At 57.8% G+C, this 13,367-nt stretch carries 13 protein-coding genes; 4 read left to right on the top strand and 9 right to left on the bottom strand.

Annotated features, from left to right (window positions below; all coding sequences use genetic code 11):
- Positions 1–625: 625 nt before the first annotated feature.
- Complete coding sequence (locus tag JS46_RS05255; RefSeq protein ID WP_033748705.1) at positions 626–1,180, bottom strand: TetR/AcrR family transcriptional regulator; 555 nt, start codon at positions 1,178–1,180, stop codon at positions 626–628.
- Positions 1,181–1,301: 121 nt separating this feature from the next.
- On the opposite strand from JS46_RS05255, the gene JS46_RS05250 reads away from it, so the two are divergent.
- Entirely contained in the window at positions 1,302–2,504 is a 1,203-nt protein-coding gene (locus tag JS46_RS05250) for an MFS transporter (RefSeq protein WP_033748702.1), read from the top strand.
- A 31-nt stretch (positions 2,505–2,535) separates the two neighbouring features.
- Here JS46_RS05250 and JS46_RS05245 read toward each other — a convergent pair whose 3' ends face one another.
- Positions 2,536–2,859 (bottom strand): hypothetical protein, encoded by a 324-nt coding sequence (locus JS46_RS05245; protein ID WP_033748700.1) that lies wholly within the window; start codon positions 2,857–2,859, stop codon positions 2,536–2,538.
- Between the two features lie 188 nt (positions 2,860–3,047).
- Between JS46_RS05245 and JS46_RS05240 the strand changes: the two genes are divergently transcribed.
- Positions 3,048–3,743 (top strand): B3/4 domain-containing protein, encoded by a 696-nt coding sequence (locus tag JS46_RS05240; protein ID WP_033748698.1) that lies wholly within the window; start codon positions 3,048–3,050, stop codon positions 3,741–3,743.
- A 58-nt stretch (positions 3,744–3,801) separates the two neighbouring features.
- Here JS46_RS05240 and JS46_RS05235 read toward each other — a convergent pair whose 3' ends face one another.
- On the bottom strand, positions 3,802–4,527 hold the full coding sequence (locus JS46_RS05235) for a YoaK family protein (protein ID WP_033748697.1): 726 nt from the start codon (positions 4,525–4,527) through the stop codon (positions 3,802–3,804).
- Positions 4,528–4,819: 292 nt separating this feature from the next.
- Here JS46_RS05235 and JS46_RS05230 point away from each other — a divergent pair, with 292 nt between their 5' ends.
- A complete protein-coding gene (locus tag JS46_RS05230) occupies positions 4,820–5,812 on the top strand; it encodes a sugar phosphate isomerase/epimerase (protein ID WP_033748696.1) in 993 nt (330 codons plus the stop codon).
- Between the two features lie 40 nt (positions 5,813–5,852).
- On the opposite strand, the gene corA is transcribed toward JS46_RS05230, so the two are convergent.
- Both corA and JS46_RS05220 read right to left on the bottom strand, forming a co-directional pair.
- Positions 5,853–6,818: a magnesium/cobalt transporter CorA gene (gene corA / locus JS46_RS05225; RefSeq protein WP_033748694.1), complete on the bottom strand. Its 966-nt coding sequence runs from the start codon at positions 6,816–6,818 to the stop codon at positions 5,853–5,855.
- 126 nt (positions 6,819–6,944) lie between these two features.
- Positions 6,945–8,072 (bottom strand): acyltransferase family protein, encoded by a 1,128-nt coding sequence (locus JS46_RS05220; protein ID WP_051905571.1) that lies wholly within the window; start codon positions 8,070–8,072, stop codon positions 6,945–6,947.
- A 660-nt stretch (positions 8,073–8,732) separates the two neighbouring features.
- Between JS46_RS05220 and JS46_RS05215 the strand changes: the two genes are divergently transcribed.
- On the top strand, positions 8,733–9,479 hold the full coding sequence (locus JS46_RS05215; protein WP_033749085.1) for an SGNH/GDSL hydrolase family protein: 747 nt from the start codon (positions 8,733–8,735) through the stop codon (positions 9,477–9,479).
- Here the strand turns inward: JS46_RS05215 and JS46_RS05210 are convergent.
- Genes JS46_RS05210 through JS46_RS05195 form a run of 4 tightly spaced genes read right to left on the bottom strand, consistent with a single transcriptional unit; the run spans position 9,476 to position 13,204 of the window.
- Positions 9,476–10,153 (bottom strand): SDR family NAD(P)-dependent oxidoreductase, encoded by a 678-nt coding sequence (locus JS46_RS05210; protein WP_033748691.1) that lies wholly within the window; start codon positions 10,151–10,153, stop codon positions 9,476–9,478. The genes JS46_RS05215 and JS46_RS05210 overlap by 4 nt on opposite strands.
- A complete protein-coding gene (locus tag JS46_RS05205) occupies positions 10,154–10,624 on the bottom strand; it encodes a YhcH/YjgK/YiaL family protein (RefSeq protein ID WP_033748689.1) in 471 nt (156 codons plus the stop codon).
- Entirely contained in the window at positions 10,621–11,790 is a 1,170-nt protein-coding gene (locus JS46_RS05200) for an exo-alpha-sialidase (protein ID WP_033748686.1), read from the bottom strand. The genes JS46_RS05205 and JS46_RS05200 overlap by 4 nt, the downstream gene beginning before the upstream one ends.
- Positions 11,774–13,204, bottom strand: a complete 1,431-nt coding sequence (locus tag JS46_RS05195) for a sodium:solute symporter family protein (RefSeq protein WP_033748684.1) — start codon at positions 13,202–13,204, stop codon at positions 11,774–11,776. Before JS46_RS05195 ends, JS46_RS05200 begins: the two co-directional genes overlap by 17 nt.
- Positions 13,205–13,367: the final 163 nt, after the last annotated feature.

The following is a 13,367-nucleotide window of genomic DNA, read 5'->3' as shown; positions in this document are numbered from 1 at the left end:
GAACTCTTCCGTCCTGTAGAATGGTTAATAAGCCTATCTTAGCAAGCCAGAAAAACAAGAGGATTTGTAGGGGCTTTCATGACGCAGCGCAAAGCAACGCTGGAATGAGGAATAGCGCAGGTAGGGTTAACTACCTAATTATAGGTATAATTTATCTCTATGGAAATAGATGAGCTGCTTAGCCGAAAGTCAGGTTGATATAAATCAAAGAACGTTTGAATAAAGGTTAATATTTATCGAGAGACGCCCTTCACGCTTGTTTTTATATTAGTGCGAATTCATCTCAATTACGATTTTAGTAACTATAAAAAACTGTCCGGTCGCCATTCGTTATTAATTGCATTATATAGCGAATATTTCAATCTATTTATTTGCCTGGTTTATTACTAGCCCAGCGCTATCCGGTGCGCTGGGGTGATTTGAACAAGCCTGGCAGGTCATTAGTTGTCAGCGGATTAGGGAGCAATTAATGGCTAGCGCCCTTTCTGTGCTGACTTTTTTAGGTTGCATTTGGCACGGTGCTGATTGCTTTTACTAAAAACCAATTAGTATGTTGTAACTATAAATGGATGCCTTGATACTGCGCGGCCGCTTTTGCACAGCATCCCTTTTGTCGCAGCCGCCGTTAGCGGTTCTGAAACAGCCGCGCTACCCGTTCGCGGCAGTAGTCTGGCGTTGGCTCGCGGTCTTCAAACAGAATGTGATAGATCACCGGCGCCACTACCGTATCCACCGCCTCATCGATCGAGAAGCCCGCTTCGCCGCGCGCGATTGCGCGCTTTCGCAGCGTCTCAAGATGAAGCGCGGTAAAACCGCAGCACTTCACCGTCGCGCCATTACTCCCGCTGCCGATAACATCAGCCAGCATCTGCCGCCCCGGTTTCGACGACATCTCTTCTGCATACTGCAAAATGAAAGCTTCCATATCGCTTTGCATCTCGCCGGTATCTTCAGGCTCGCTTATCGGGCGCATACGCGCCACCGCCACGTCGGCGAGCAGCTGTGTCAGATCGCCCCAGCGGCGATAGAGGGTGGATGGCGTCACGCCCGCCGTTTCTGCCACCATTGGCACCGTCAACTCGCTGCGGTCGCGGGTTTTCAGCAGCATATTGACCGCCTTGTGCACCTCTTCCTGAATGCGCGCGCTACGTCCGCCCTGCCTGATCATCTCCCTGGCCATCTTTTTTCCTCCTCGAAAAGAATAAGCATGTCGAAAATTGTTTAATGCAAAGATATTGCGTTAACTGAGAAATGCAAGTATACCTCTCTTAAAGCTAATATTTTGCTTTAAGGTGATAACCATGTCTTCCTCTACCACAACGTTGCCCGCCGCTGCCGCGGCGCGCATTACTCTTTACGCCTTTGTCTGCGCCATGCTGTTCTCCGCGACCAGCAGCGCGCCGACGCCACTCTACCCGCTCTATCGCACGCTTTACCACCTGTCGCCGTTGGCGGTGACGCTGATTTTCGCCAGCTATGCGTTCGCCCTGCTTTTTGCCCTGCTGACGCTGGGCCGCCTTTCCGATTTTATCGGTCGGCGCGTGATGATGCTGGCGGCACTGCTGTGCAACGCGCTGGCGCTACTTATGTTTATGCTGGCGGACTCGGCGCAAACGCTGATCGCCGCGCGAATAGTTCAGGGCATTGCGACGGGTATCGCGCTGCCGACCTTTGGCGCGGCGATCCTTGACGGCGATAAGGCGCGCGGCCCGCTGCTCAATTCGATAACGGCTTTTCTCGGCCTGCTGGCGGGCAGCCTGACGGGCGCGCTGCTGATCACTTTTGCGCCTTTCCCCACCGTTTCCATCTATGCGCTGCTGTTTACGCTAATGCTGCTGGCGCTGGCGCTGCTGCCGCTCATGCCTGAAACGGTGGCGCGGACGCCCGGCGCGCTGCGCGCTTTAAAGCCGCAGGTTGCGATTCCGCCGCGTGCGCTGGGCGCGCTGCTGCGGCTGGCGCCGGTCAATGTGGCGGCCTGGGCGCTGGGCGGCTTCTATTTATCGCTGATGCCGACGCTGGCGATCCTCGCGACCGACCGCAGCTCGCCGTTTGTCGGCGGCGCCGTGGTGGCGACGCTGATGCTGAGCGCCACGGCGTCGGTGTTTATTTTCCGCCGCTGGCAGCCGCAGCGCGCGCTGTTTCTCGGCACCCTGGCGCTGATGGCGGGTATTGGCGTGACCCTGATCGGCATTAATCATCACCAGACGGCGCTGCTGTTTCTCGGCACCGCGGTTGCCGGGCAGGGATTCGGTTCGATCTTTTCGACCATTATCAGCATCGTAATGCCGCTGGCGGAGAGTCACGAGCGCGCCGGGCTATTCGCGGCCTTTCTGATAAAAAGCTATCTCGCTTTTGCGCTGCCGGCGCTGCTGGCGGGCTGCGCGGTGCCGATGATAGGCCTGGTGGCGACGGCTAACGTTTACTGCTGGGGAATTTTTTCAATGGCGGCGGTGTCGCTGCTGGCGGGACGGCGCGCGGTGCGCCTGAAGCCGGAGAGAGGATAAAAAAATGGCCGGTTTAACCGGCCATTTTCGGTTAGTTCGTTGCTTTGTTTTTCAGGTCTTCAGCGCCCTGCTTGGTTTTATCCCAGGCTTTTTCGCTGCCCTGCTTGGTGCTGTGCCAGGCTTTTTGCGAACCTTCGCTTACTTTGCTGGTGGTCGCATGGCTTTTGCCTTCAGCGGCGTGTTCCGCTTTCAGCTTCTGTTCAGCGCCCGCATCCTGCGCCTGATGCAGTTTCTCTTTGGCGGTGTCGGCGCCTTTATGCGCTTCAGCCACGGTTTCATCGGTAGCGTGTGTGGTAGCCGCAAAAACCGGAGTCGCCAGCATCAGAGCAGAAAGTGCAATAATTGTCTTTTTCATGATTTTCTCACTAGTTATTAAGTCCAGTTTCAGTATAGACAAATAATGCAACTGCACAGCAAAGTGCGGGTAATTTACTGCGGATTCGGCATATTCCTGGATTTTTATCTGGTCTGCGCCGCTCCGAGCGAGCAGCCACCGCCATCCGTCGCTACACTTCATGCCGTAACCCTCTACAAGGAATAGCGATGTTTTCTTTCTCTCCTGTGGTCGAGCTGACCGTACTCGCGCTGGCGCCGGGCTTTCGCGCTATCAGCATTCTGGTTGAAGCGACTGAGGTGCGGCACCCGCAGGTGGCGCGCACGGCGCTGGAAGACGCCTGCCGCGCCGTCGCCACCGAGGATGTGCCCTACGCCGAAGCGCATCTCGCCGCCTGGCGCGACGTCTTTAAGGCCTTTGGCGCGAAACCGGCCCGTACGCCGAGCTCGGTCGAAGCGCTGCGCAAGCGAGTCGCTCGCGACGGCGCGCTGCCTGCCATCGATCCGATCGTCGATCTCTATAACGCCATCAGCATTAAGTACGCCCTGCCGATCGGCGGCGAAAATGCTGCCGCCTATGTCGGCGATGCGCGGCTGGTGTGCGCCGACGGCAGCGAACGCTTCGACACGCTGAAAGCGGGCGAACCCTGTGAAGAGTCGCCCGAACCGGGTGAAGTGATCTGGCGCGATGATCTTGGCGTTACCTGCCGGCGCTGGAACTGGCGCCAGGGCGTGCGAACGCGTCTTGACGCCAGCGCGCAGCAGATGTGGTTTATTCTTGAGAGCCTGCCGGAAATGCCGCTAGATGCGCTGCATCACGCCAGCGACGAGCTGATCGCCGGGCTGGAGGCGATGATGCCCGGCTGCCGCATCGATAAACAGCTGCTGGGCGCCGGCTTTAGCTGATCGCCCCCTGCCACAGGCGCGGTTTAGCGAGCCGCGCCTCTCGCTGACAGCAAGCGCTTTACTGATTCGCCGGACTGGCACGCCTGCCCAGCATGGTATGCAGCGCGAGAGCGATAAGCAGCAGGCCGATCAACATAATGAACGGATAGCCAAACGCGCGATAGAGCCAGATCCCGGCCACGCCCCCAGACAGAAACGAGAGCAGCGTTAAGGCGTGCAGTTTCAGACGCTCAATATAGAGCGGCGCCTCTTTCGGCGACTCTTTGCGCCTCAGCACGTCGAACAGCATCGCTAATTCAATACCGATATCCGTCGAGGTGCCCGAGACATGGGTGGTTCTCACGCGCGCGTTCGATATTCGGGTGACGACTGCATTCTGCAGCCCCATCAAAAAGCTCAGAGATAAAATCAACACCACGCCGGGCGACTGCGGCGTCAGCCATGTTTCAACCCCGCCAAGCCCAACCAGACCGACGCCCTCCACCAGAATATTGAAGGCATAGACTTTGCGCATGTTATTGCGCCGTCCAGCATTGATCAGCAGAGTGGAAAAAGCGGAGCCGGTGATAAAGATGGCGACAATCGACACAAAGAAGATAGCTGGCGCCAGGCTTGCCTTGGCCAGATGATCCGAAAGCGAAGAGACATTGCCTGTCATATTGGCGGAGAAAAAGCCGACAACCTCAAACGCCGCAGTATTTAGCGCGCCCGCGACAGCCGCAAGCGTGCAGGCAAGCTGCGTATCGGCCGTGTAGCTGCGAAAGTTTTCAGTGCTGATGAGCATAGCGCCTACGATGTGGATTCAGACTGCGCAGATCATCCCCTTAATGACACCGTTTAACAAGCCGAACGGCCCCATTCGCTGTTCCCCGCGCGCCGACATCCGCTTTCTCTTCCCTGGGAGCGCTGAGATTTTTTGTGACCTACCTTACAGTTATCGCGCGCTGCGCTGGCAAGGTAGCCAACTCAGCCCGCACAATGGAATATATAATCCTTAATGAATATATATTCCATTATGGATTGCCGTCGCAATCCGACCACCTTTCTGTCTGCATCCTGAACGGAGAATATCGGCAATGAGTGACTACAACTATCCGAAGTTTGGCGCTGGCCTGTGGCATTTCGCGAACTACATCGATCGCTACGCGGTTGACGGCTACGGCCCGGCGCTCAGCACGCTGGATCAGATCAAGCTGGCGGCTGAAGTGGAGGATCTCGCCTATGTCGATATCCCCTATCCCTTTACCCCTGGCGTCACGGTCGCCGAGGTGAAGCAGGCGCTGCAGGAGGCGGGATTGAAAGCGATCGGCGTGACGCCGGAGATCTATCTGCGCAAATTCTCGCGCGGCGCCTTTACCCATCCCGACGCGGCGGTGCGTGCCGAGGCGCTGGCGCTGATGAACGAAGCGGCCGACGTAGTGCGCGAGCTGGGCGCAAACTACGTTAAAGTCTGGCCCGGTCAGGATGGCTGGGATTACCCTTTCCAGGTCGATCATAAGAACCTGTGGAAGCTGGCGGTCGACGGCATGCGCGAGCTGGCCGGCGCAAACCCGGACGTGAAATTCGCCATCGAATACAAGCCGCGCGAGCCGCGCGTTAAAATGACCTGGGATTCTGCGGCGAAGTCGCTGCTGGGTATTGAGGAGATCGGGCTGGATAACGTAGGGATCCTGCTGGATTTCGGTCATGCGCTGTTCGCGGGCGAATCGCCGGCCGGCTCTGCGCAGCTGATTATCGATCGCGGCCGCCTGTTTGGCATGGACGTGAACGACAACCTGCGCGGCTGGGATGACGACCTCGTGGTCGGCACCGTACATATGACCGAAATTTTCGAGTTTTTCTACGTGCTGAAGTGCAACAACTGGGACGGCGTCTGGCAGCTCGATCAGTTTCCGTTCCGCGAAGACCATGTAGAAGCCGCCAACCTTTCGATCCGCTTCCTCAAGCATATTTATCGCGCGCTCGACAAGCTGGATATGGCCGCGCTGCAGGCGGCGCAGCTGGAGCAAAATCCCCTGAAAGCGCAGCGCATTATTCAAAATGCCCTGCTGACCTCTATCGAAGAGTAAGGCGTCAGGCCGCGACGCGCGGAGCGTCGCGGCGCAGCCGCTACAGCCAGCCCGACTTGCGCAGCCGCAGCCAGAGCAGGAAGCAGCCGACGATTGTGCCGCCCAGCGCCAGCGGATAGCCCAGCGGCGAGTTCAGCTCCGGCATCTCTTTAAAGTTCATGCCGTACATGCTGAAGATCACCGTCGGCACCACCAGAATCGCACCCCAGCCCGCCAGTTTTTTCGTCACCTCGTTCTGCTGCACCGCCACCATCGCCAGGTTGACGTGCATGGCGCTGGTGAGCATTTCCCGCATATCTTCCGCGTCGGTGACTACGTGGCGCGCATGATCCTGTACGTCACGCAGATAGGCGCGCAGCTCTTTCGGCACGATATCTTCGTGCAGCCGCACCAGCTGCTGGCAGATCTCTTCCAGCGGTTGTGCCGCATTGCGCAGGCTCAGCAGCTCGCGGCGCAGGCGATAAACCTTTTTCACCGCGAGATTATCAAATTCGGAGCGGAACAGCGCCGCCTCCATCTCATTGATTTTATCGCCCAGCGAGGCGGTATATTCGCCATAGCGATCGACGATAAAATCGAGAATACAGTAGAGCGGATAGCCTGGCCCATGATCGAGCAGCGCGCTGTTTTGCGCCACGCGCTCGCGAATGGGCGCATAGCTGTCGGAAGCGCCGTGACGCAGGGTGATCAGGAAGTTTTTACCGATAAAGAAGTGGGTTTCGCCCAGGTGAAGGTGTTCATTTTCCGAACTGACGGTCTTCACCACGATAAACATCGACTCGCCATACTGCTCGATCTTGGGACGCTGGTGCGCGCATAGCGCGTCCTCTACCGCCAGTTCATGCAGCCCGAACTCGTTCTGGATTTTATGCATGAACTCCGCTTCGGGCTGATAAAGGCCCATCCAGATAAAGGCATCCGGCTCACTTAGCACATCGCTGATTTTTTCTACGTCTAATTCCTGCCCGGTCTGGCCTGGGCGATATACCATGCAATTTACAATCATGATCCCTTCGCTACACGGTTGTCTGAAGTAGTAACAGCATAACCGCTTTTGCGGCGCCTAAATAAAGAGGTTTGTAACAGAATGCCCGGCGGACAAGGTCCGCCGGGCAGAGGCAACGCGAGGGAATTAGCTGCGGGGATCGGTGGCTGGCACGTTCTGCACGCGGGCCGGTTTCAGCCCGAACAGCAGCGACATCAGCGGCAGCTGCTTAATCAGCAAATAGAGCGCGGCGCTGCAGATCAGGCCAAGCGTGGTCACCACCGCGACATAGGTTATCGGCAGCGCGTCGGGCAGATAGCCATCCAGCAGCCAGGCGAAGGTGATCACCAGCGGATAGTGCATGATGTAGATCACCAGCGCGGAATCCACCACGCCCTTCACCAGGCGGCTCTCTTTCATACGCAATTTCTCAAAGGTGAAGACCACCCAGTACGAGAAAATCACCGAGAACACGCTGGAGCAGAGCACCGGCAGATACTTCAGGCTGCTGGTGATGTTGTAGTGGAAAATGGCATAGAACACCAGCCAGCAGGCAAGCCCCAGCGCCGCCACCACTTTGGTATTGACCAGGATACTGCGCGCCTGTTGCGGTATCTGATCGCTGTTAAGGTAGAGCGCATAGCCTGCCGCGTAGAACACCATAAAGCGGGCGGTAACGGGGATAAGATTGACCCACTCGCCGAAGTCTTTCACGAAGAACTTCACCACAAAGAAGGCGTTTGCCGCGACGATCAGCGCTGCGACCAGCAGCGGGAAAGGCAGACGGCGCATCATCATCGCCGCGCGCTGATAGAGACTGCCCGGGATCAGGAACGACATCGCGGTCAGCGAAACCAGGAACCAAAGGTGGTGCAGCGAAGTATAGGCGCCCAGCGCGTTATGGGTGGTGAGGGCTTCGCCGTCGATTTGCGCGTTAATGAGATACATCAGCCCGGGAATAAACAGGAAGGCGGAGATCAGCGGCACCACGACGCGCTTCTTGCGGTTACTGTAAAAAAAGTCGGAGCCCTTACGCAGGATGACCATTGCCGAGAACATGCCCGACAGGAAGAAAAAGGCTTCCATTCGAAAGGTATGCATAAACTCGATCAGCGCGGTAAAGCCGTCCGCCTCATTTTTCCCTGAAATATAGTACCAGTTATTACCGCCGGGAAGACTTCGCGCGGCATGATATAAAACCCCTTCCAGAATCAACAGCGCGCGCAGGAAATCCAGGCCGATATTTCGGCTCGAGAGAAACGCTTTATTTTCCACGTTGTACCCTTCTCAATAATTCGTCAGAACGTCGCCTCTCTCCTGCCGCATTTTTAACAGCGAGACGCGAAAAGGATATAATCCTGACCTGGTGAAGTCGGCCGCGCAGAAATCAGAATAACCCTGTCTGGCCTGTGTGGGTAAAGCCTATCATCACTTAACGATAAAAAGCATTGCGCAGACAGGACATTAGGAATATGCCTAAAGCTTCGCGATTGAATTAGGAAAAAGGCCAGATAATGCAGGTATGAAAAGCTAACCGCCTTGGCGCTGCCATCGCCGTTTTATCTATCAAAAACAATAGCCTGACAATTTCCTTTTTCTGCATGCCGCTCATGTCCGTTCTGTTGCGGGTTGCACTCCGCTAAACGAGACGGCTGATAAGGCCGGTTAATAGAAGAAATATCGCTAACGAATGCGATTCTGCTTATTTTACTTTGCTGGCGCGAAAAAAACGTCCTGTTCGCCGCGATCCGCTTAAAAAGTGTCGCCTTACAAAAACAAAGTATTGATATAATTTTGCTGGTAACTATCGAGACTTTTCGGGTTGTTGGCGGCTAATTAATTTTGCTACCGTGATCGCAGCCGTGGTTTAACCGCGATATTCACTGCAGGCAACAAGCCGAGAGCGATATGCTTCGAAAAAAAATTCATTTTAAAATGGCGCTATCCATTGCGCTTACCCTCGCCGCTTCTGCGTCAGCCATGGCGCAGTCCGCATCGCCCGACACCTTTATTATTGAAGCCTGGGGAGGATCCAGCACCAAAGGGGTGCTGGCGGTGCGCGAAGCGGGCCGGCTGCGCAATATCGTCAGCGAGCACAATGAAATCGCCGTGCTTAATCAGCTGCTACAGGCGAAATACGGCAGCGGCGTGCAGGTGATCAATCGCGGCGCGCCGTCGGCACAGGCGATTGAACTCCTGAACGGACGTTATAAATATGAGCACAATCCGCCGTGGCAGGAAGCGATGAAACAGTCGAGCGCGCGTCTAATCCTGCTTAATTTTGCCACCAACGACGCACGCCACTATCACTTTCACGATATCGAAAAACCGTATCAGGTGAGCCCGCAGCGCTACGGCGAAGTGATGACGGCGCTGATCGACAGCGCCAGAGCGAACGGCAAAGCGGTGGTGTTGCAGGAGCCGCATCCGCTGTGCGGCCGGGCGGAGAAATGGGATGTCGCGCCTTATGCTGCGCGGCTTGACGCCGTCGCCCGCACGGAAAAGGTGCCGCTGGTCAGTCAGTACCAGCGCATTCAACAAATGCCCGACTGGCGCGCCATGATGTCGCCCGACTGCATTCATCCTTCAGAGCAGCTTTACCGCGTCAAGGCGCTGGAAACCTTTAAGGTGATCGAGCAGCATTTCGGCGCACAGCTGGCGAAGCTAAACCCCCGCGCCTAGGGCAGCGAGGCGCCGCCGCAAATCACCATCTCCTGACCGGTGATAGCCGCGGCCTGCGGCGAGAGCAAGAAAGCGGTCAGCGCGGCGACCTCCTGCGGCTGAATAAGCCGACCTATCGGCGGCACGACCGGCCTGGACGCCTCGCGGCCCGGCTGCGAGAGCATCGGCGTTTCCGTCGCGCCCGGCGCCACCACGTTGACCGTAATGCCGCGCGGCGCCAGCTCCATCGCCCAGCTGCGCGCCATCCCCACCATAGCGGCTTTGGTCGCGACATACTGGGAGCGGTTAGCCGCTCCGCGCGAGGTACGGCTGCCGATCAGCACAATACGGCCGCCCGGCTGCATCTCTGGTGCAAAGCGGCTGGCGAGGATCTCCGCCGCGCGCACGTGCAGCGACCAGAGGCGCGAGCTGACGCCAAGGTTGATCTCGCCCACCGGCGCGGCAGCCATCATGCCGGCGGCATGCACTAACGCATCAGGCACGGGAAGATCGGCCAGCGTGCGGATAAGCGCCGGCTCATCGGTCATATCTACCTGAACGCTGCGGAAAAGCGCTCTATCGCGCGTTACCGCACTGCGACTCAGCCCGGTCACCTGCCAGCCCTGATCGAGCAGCGCGGCGACAATCGCTTCGCCAATGCCAGAGCTGGCGCCGGTTACTAACGCATGCGGCATCTATGCCTCCAGAAGCGAACGTGGAATCTTAAACACCGCCTTGCGCACCCTTTCCGGCTGCGATGCGGCACAGAGCGCCTGATGCGGTTCGCCAGGCAAAAATACGGCGAAATCGCCAGCGCTCAAGCGTAGCGAAACCGGCAGCACTGGCGCAGCGGCGATAAAAAGATCCGCTTTGCGCTCTTCGTCGTCCGGCTGCGCCAGAGGCTGCTGGCTGGCGTTAATCACCTCATTGCCCGCCAGCACTACCTGAATATCCGCCCACTGGCGGTGATATTCGGTATGGCGCTGCGCCGCCGGCTCGGTCTGCGCCGGGCCGATATGGCAAAACCATTGCGCATCCGCGGGCTGAAAGCGGCCATCTTCGCGCTGTTTAAGCGCCTCAAGCCGACAATCCTCGCGCTCAAGGATGGCGCGTAGCGCGGCGGGCAGCCCCGCCATCGCCAGCGCCTGCAGATTACCGATAATCATGACGCCTCCTTTACCCATGCCGGCGACAGGCGCACATACTTAATGGCCTGTCGATAGAAGGTATAAGCGATATGCAGAGTGCCGTCGTCGCTCTGCTTGATAGTGGGATAGGAGAACTCGCGGTTGAGTTTCTGCTGGGAGTTATTGGTCATGCAGTAACCGTCGCCTTCGTCGAGATTGCGCTGCCACGGCCAGCTTTTGCCGCCGTCTGGCGACAACGCCACCGTCATCGGCGCGCGCGGCGCGCCCCAGAACGCGCTGCGCCCTTCGCGCGCCTGCGGCTCCTTGCGGCTGTCGTCGCCGTCGTCGATTTCGTCATAGAGCGAGGCGCGTCGCTCCGTCGCGCCCGCCGCGCTCATATTGTTGAACACCAGCGCCAGCGTGCCGTCCTGCAGCGTAGTGACCTGAACAGAAGAGTTATTGTTGGGCAGCGTGGTCGGCTCGGGCTGTGACCAGCTTTCGCCACCATCTTCTGACTGGCTGTAGTAAATGTGATCCGCCCAGCGGCTGCGATAAAGCGCCACCAGCGTGCCGTTCGGCAGCGCGGTGATGTTCATATGCACGCAGCCCAGACTGCCGGGTACCGCGACGTCGCGCCAGCTTTTGCCGCCGTCGCTGGAGATTTTCACCGCGCTGACGTCATCGTTGCCGACCCACTTCTCGCCCGGCTGAGTGCGGCAGTAGAACACCGGCAGCAGCCAGTTGCCGTTCTCCAGCACGGTAATCGGCTGGCGGATAAAGGTGCCAGGCTGATCGAGCAGCGTCTCGATCGGCCCCCAGCTGGCGCCCAGGTCGCGCGACTGGCGCATCCGCACAATAGCGGTATCCTGATTGCCGGCAAGCTGCGCCGTCCAGAGCAGCCACAGTACGCCGTCAGGCGCCAGAAACAGCACCGGGTTCTGTTCCGACCGCGCGGGATCGTCGGAGAGTTTTACCGCCTCGCTCCAGCGATCGGCACCCGACGCAAGGCGCGAGCTATAGACGGAGATATCCGCCACGCCTTCCTGCGAGCCGCCGAACCAGACGCACAGCAGCGAACCGTCCGGCAGCGGCAAAAGGTTGGCCGCATGGTTTTGCGGGCATGGCGACGGCAGCATCGCCGTCATGAGGCGCGCATCCTGCTCTGCTGGGCGCAGTACGCCATCGCGGTTAACGGTTACGGACATATCGGACTCCCCTCTGTTCAACGCTCTGGCGCGTTTCATCTACTTGTCGGTTTGGGATCAGGTAATCGATCGCCATAATGATGGCCGGCGTGACCAGCGCAATATACATATTATTAATGCCGAACGGGTCGCCCAGCAGGTACCAGACTGATGTCGCGACACAGGCGCCGATCAAACCGGCGTTGGCGCCGCGCGCGCTTTTAAAGAACGGCGCGTAGAAGGCGATCACCGCCACTACCGAAATCGAGAGGCGAATGGCGCGGGTAAAGAATGAGAGCTTCAGCACCTCAGGCACCAGAAGCACAAAAATCAGCGGCAGGAAGCCGATAATCAACGAGAGCCAGCGCGTCGCCTTGAACTCCTGCTCCGGCGTCGGCTTGCGATACGGCACGTAGAAATCCTTTACCACCAGCGAAGCGATGGCCAGCGCCACGGTGCTCACGCTGACAAATATCGACGCTACCAGTGACGTTGTCACCACGCCAGCCATCCAGGGATTCATATCCTGCAGGAAAATCGGCATCGCGTAGAGGCTGTTGATCTCCGGATGCAGATATTTCGCCGCCACCCCGATAACCGCAATCGCCAGGCCAATCGGCAGACAAAAGAAGAAGGCAACCCAGGTGGCGCGCTTCGCCGAGCGCACATCTTTTGTTGAGGAGATCGCCTGAATCACGAATTGAGTACAGAAGATGGAGCCGATAGTGCCGATCAGCCAGGCGACGATGGTGCTGGCGCCGATATGGCCATCCCACGTCCAGTAGTAGCTGGGCATCTGCTCGATCATCGGCGTAAAGCCGCCGGTTTTATAGAGTGCAAACCCCATAATGGCGAGAATGCCGAAATACTTCAGCGCGCTGTGCAGCATCGTGACCCAGGCGAGCCCTTTCATGCCGCCATAGCAAAAGTAAAAAGTGCTGACCACGGCGGTGATAAAGGCCGCAACCGGCAGGTTAACTTTCAGGATGGTCGAAATCGCCGCCGCGCCGCTCACATAGTTGCCCACGTTCACCAGCAGCAGCGCGTAAATCATGATGACGGAGATGATGTTTTTGGTGGTATTGCCGTACTTTTCCGCTATTGCGCCGGAGATGGTGATTTTGCCGGTGCTGTAGATGCGTTTGACCAACAGGAAGCCAAACAGCGGAAAGCCGATTGCCGCGCCGATCACCGACCAGGACGCGGCGAAGCCATCTTCAAAGGCGGCCTGCGCGGTGCCGACGGTCGATTTGGCGCCGATATATTCCGACATCAGCAAAATACCGACCACCAGCGCGGGCATGGCGCGGGATCCTTCCATAAAATCGCCGCTGCTTTTGCTGCGCAGCCGCCAGGTCAGCCAGGTAGTGAAACCAATATAAGCCACTACGATGCCGACGATAATCAGGGTGTCTTCAGCATTGAACGTATTCATCTGAGCCTCTCTTGAGGACGAGCGAAACCGTGAGGGTCATAACCCTCGTCTGTTTTCCATTAAGTTATTGCGCGTGCTGACGGGCTAGCGCATCGCCGTGATGACACCTGAAGGCGGCGCGGATGTTGAATCAGGGCAGCGCGTGCTGCAGTAGAGATAGGCC

This window comes from Pantoea sp. NGS-ED-1003 (genome assembly GCF_000738765.1).
In the GTDB taxonomy this organism is placed as follows: domain Bacteria; phylum Pseudomonadota; class Gammaproteobacteria; order Enterobacterales; family Enterobacteriaceae; genus Pantoea; species Pantoea septica.
The sequence above is the reverse complement of the archived record's forward strand: the minus strand, read 5'-3'. Positions and strand labels throughout refer to the sequence as shown.